Origin of the sequence: Micromonospora sp. NPDC052213, assembly GCF_040679695.1 — a bacterium.
In the GTDB taxonomy this organism is placed as follows: domain Bacteria; phylum Actinomycetota; class Actinomycetes; order Mycobacteriales; family Micromonosporaceae; genus Micromonospora.
This window is the reverse complement of record NZ_JBFAVI010000038.1, coordinates 45,285-48,734: the sequence shown is the minus strand read 5'-3', so window position 1 is coordinate 48,734 and position 3,450 is coordinate 45,285. Positions and strand designations below refer to the sequence as shown.

Annotated in this window: 2 protein-coding genes; both read right to left on the bottom strand. The window is 70.7% G+C overall.

All coding sequences use genetic code 11. The annotated features are described in order from the left end of the window. Positions 1 to 44: 44 nt before the first annotated feature. On the bottom strand, positions 45 to 1,802 hold the full coding sequence (ctaD, locus tag AB0L34_RS12810) for a cytochrome c oxidase subunit I (RefSeq protein WP_363704461.1): 1,758 nt from the start codon (positions 1,800 to 1,802) through the stop codon (positions 45 to 47). A 153-nt stretch (positions 1,803 to 1,955) separates the two neighbouring features. Then, complete coding sequence (locus AB0L34_RS12805; protein ID WP_363704459.1) at positions 1,956 to 3,062, bottom strand: FAD-dependent monooxygenase; 1,107 nt, start codon at positions 3,060 to 3,062, stop codon at positions 1,956 to 1,958. Positions 3,063 to 3,450: the final 388 nt, after the last annotated feature.

Below are 3,450 nucleotides of genomic sequence, written 5' to 3'. Positions count from 1 at the left end.
CGCCCCTTGTGGGGGCGGCGCCCGTCGTACGTGGTGCGTGAGCGTCAGCGGCGGTCGACGTTGGAGGCGACATCCTCCTGGTAGCTCGCGCCGCCGTCGGACTCGCTGGTCAGCGGCTTGGCGCCGCCCTCCGGCGGGCCGGCCAGCGTCTGCCCGGCGGCCAGCTCCGGGAACTTGAGGTCGAACGCCGGCCGCTCGGAGCGGATCCGCGGCATCCGGTCGAAGTTCCGCAGCGGAGGCGGCGAGCTGGTCGCCCACTCCAGCGAGTTGCCGTGGCCCCACGGGTCGTCGACCTCGACGACCGGCCCGGCCTTGTACGACTTCCAGCAGTTCCAGATGAACGGCAGCGTCGAGATACCGGTGAGGAACGCGCCGATCGTGGAGATCATGTTGAGGCTGGTGAAACCGTCCTCGGGCAGGTAGTCGGCGTACCGGCGCGGCATGCCCTCGTTGCCCAGCCAGTGCTGCACCAGGAACGTGGTGTGGAAGCCGATCATGGTCAGCCAGAAGTGCACCTTGCCCAGCCGCTCGTCGAGCATCCGGCCGAACATCTTCGGGAACCAGAAGTAGATGCCGGCGAACACGGCGAACACGATCGTGCCGAAGAGCACGTAGTGGAAGTGCGCCACCACGAAGTACGAGTCGTGCAGGTGGAAGTCGAGCGGCGGGCTGGCCAGCAGCACGCCGGTGAGACCACCGAAGAGGAACGTCACCAGGAAGCCGATCGAGAAGAGCATCGGCGTCTCGAAGCTGACCTGGCCCCGCCACATGGTGCCGATCCAGTTGAAGAACTTCATACCGGTCGGCACGGCGATCAGGTAGCTCAGGAAGCTGAAGAAGGGCAGCAGCACCTGGCCGGTGGCGAACATGTGGTGCGCCCAGACGCTCATCGACAGCGCGGCGATGGCGATGGTCGCGGCGACCAGGCCCTTGTAGCCGAAGATCGGCTTGCGGGAGAAGACCGGGATGATCTCGCTGATGATGCCGAAGAACGGCAGCGCGATGATGTACACCTCGGGGTGACCGAAGAACCAGAACAGGTGCTGGTAGAGCATCGGCCCGCCGGTCGCCGGGTCGTAGACGTGGGAGCCCATGATGCGGTCCGCGGCCAGCGCCATCAGCGCGGCGGCCAGCAGCGGGAAGACCAGGATCACCAGGAGGCTGGTGACCAGCATGTTCCAGGTGAAGATCGGCATCCGGAACATCGTCATGCCGGGAGCGCGCAGGGTCAGGATCGTGGTGATCAGGTTGACCGCGCCGAGGATCGAGCCCAGACCGGAGATGACGAGGCCGATCACCCACAGGTTGCCGCCGACGCCCGGGGAGTGCTCGACGCCGCTCAGCGGCGCGTAGGCGGTCCAGCCGAAGTCGGCGGCGCCACCCGGGGTGATGAAGCCGACCATCGTCATCGAGCCGCCGAAGAGGAACAGCCAGTAGGCGAAGCTGTTCAGGCGGGGGAACGACACGTCGGGCGCGCCGATCTGGAGCGGCACCATGTAGTTCGCGAAGGCGAACACGATCGGCGTCGCGAAGAACAGCAGCATGACGGTGCCATGCATGGTGAAGAGCTGGTTGTACTGCTCGGGCGACAGGAACTGCAGCCCGGGTCGGGCCAGCTCGGCCCGCATGATCAGGGCCATCAGGCCGCCGATCATGAAGAACACGAACGCGGTGACCATGTACATGATCCCGATCTGCTTCGCGTCCGTGGTCCGCAGCAGCCGCGCGATGGCCGACCCCTTGACCGGCGCTCGGACCGGCCAGGGCCGGGTCACGACCGGCTTGGGTGCGACGGTGGTCACGAGTGGCCTCCGGTTCTGGGTTGTCCCGCTCGGCACGCGCTGGTTATCTGCGGGCCGTCATCCGCAAGGAGGATAGTCCCCGGCAGGTGGCTGCGCCGCGTGGGGTGGTCAGGTAACCTGCGCCACCCGCTCTGGTGGGCGGCTCGCCGCGATCTACAGCGGGCCGAGCAGCAGTCGGTAGTGCTCGCCAAAGATCCGCCCGCCGCGCCCGCGCAGCAGCGGGTCGCGCAGCGCCGGCGGCACGTCCCGGGTCCGGTTGCGGTCTCGGGTCCGGTCCCGCACCCATCGCGTACGGGGACGACGACGACTCTCGTACGCGGCCAGCGCGGCCTCGACGTCGCCGGCCGTCCGGAGCGACTCGGCGAGCACGACGGCGTCCTCCAGCGCCATCGCCGCGCCCTGGGACAGCGTCGGGGCGGTGGCGTGCGCGGCGTCGCCGACGAGCAGCACCCGCCCCCGGGACCAGCGCCCCAGCTCCACCTCCTCGGTGACCCCGACGTGCACCCGGTCCAGCACCTCCAGGACCTCCGGCACCGGCCCGCCGTAGTCGCCGAACAGCTCGCGCAGCCGGGCCACCGGGTCGGCCGGCGCGACCGTGCCGGCCTCGTCGGCGTAGCAGTGCAGCCGCCCGGCGCCGAGCGGCACGGCCAGGAAGCCGGCGCGCTGACCGAGCAGGGCGGTCCACTCCGCGATCCGGGGGCCGCCGCGCACCACGCTGCGGTAGACGACCTGGCCGGCGGGCTGGGGCGGGCCGCCGAGCGCGGCGAGGGCACGGACGGTGGAGCGCAGCCCGTCGGCGCCGATCACCAGGTCGTACTCGGTGGCGGTGCCGTCGACGAAGGTGACGCCGACCGACCGGGGCAGCAGGTCGAGGGTGCGCACCTCGGCGCCGTGCCGGACGGCGCCGCCGGCCCCGGTGAGCAGCACCCGGTGCAGTTCCGACCGGGGCAGGGCCCGGCACTCGCCGACGCCGGCCCAGAGCGCGTCCAGGTCCACCTCGCACAGCGGCGCCCCGGCCGCGTCGAGGAACCGCTGGCGGTGGATGACCTGCCCGAGCGGGCGGACCGGCCCGTCGAGGTCCAGCCTGCGCAGCGCCCGGGCGGCGTTGCCGGGCAGGTAGAGCCCGGTCTCGGCGTTCTCGCCCGGGGGCAGCTTCTCGGTGACGTCGGGCCGGAGGCCCACCATCCGCAGCGCCCGGGCCACGGACAGGCCGGCGATGCCCGCGCCGACGACGAGGATGCGCAGGGGGAAGCCACCCATGGTGGTGTACGCCTCCGGAGGGGTGCGGAACGCGTTGGAGGCAAGACACTACTCGGCGCAATCAGCACACACCAGAGCCAATCGTTCCACTCCGAAACATTCCTCGGTGGGCCGATCCCGTTGCACGGCGGACCGCCTGCCCATCGCGGGGCTCGGGCGTGGCAAACCTCACCTACCTCTCCAATGCCCCACGACCGTTGCGCATGGTGCCCCAGATCACCGGTTCCCGGCTCCGGCCGCGTACCGGCGAACCCAGTCGACGAACGACGACTGGGGGTCGTCCAAGCGGCTCAGCACGTCGTCCAGCTCTGCAGCCTCCCGAGGATTCTGCGAGGCGGCGGGAGCCACCCCGGACGCGCGACGTCCGCCAGGCCACCCCTGGGGCCTG